The sequence below is a fragment of the Mesorhizobium sp. M1D.F.Ca.ET.231.01.1.1 genome, from assembly GCF_003999155.2.
GTDB lineage: Bacteria > Pseudomonadota > Alphaproteobacteria > Rhizobiales > Rhizobiaceae > Mesorhizobium.
Genome location: NZ_RZOZ02000248.1, coordinates 1 through 292, shown reverse-complemented (window position 1 = coordinate 292; position 292 = coordinate 1). Strand labels below are relative to the sequence as shown.

The 292-nt window shown below is 66.4% G+C and carries 1 protein-coding gene; it reads right to left on the bottom strand.

Features of this window, described 5'->3' with window-relative positions:
- Window positions 1–172 precede the first annotated feature (172 nt).
- The coding region (locus tag EN874_RS33155; protein ID WP_127428870.1) for a DUF333 domain-containing protein at window positions 173–292 on the bottom strand (120 nt) is incomplete at its 5' end.

Below are 292 nucleotides of genomic sequence, written 5' to 3'. Positions count from 1 at the left end.
TGGACAGCGGCGGCGTCGCGCCGAACAAGGCGGCCGAGCCAAGGGCAAGCGGCACGCCTGGCCACAGATGCGAATGGGACTGTGCTTCGGACATGGCTCACCCTATCACGGCGGCGCGCCATGTCATCGACGGGACCGCACGACACGGCTTGCGCCGCTTCCAACAGACGCGTCAGTTCCGACGCATCGCGGCCTTCGGCCCGACGCATTTGTTGTCGCGAAACAGCGCCCACTCCTCGCACAGGCGTCCATTGGGCAGGCGGCAAAACCCGTATTCGTTGCCGGCCTTGTC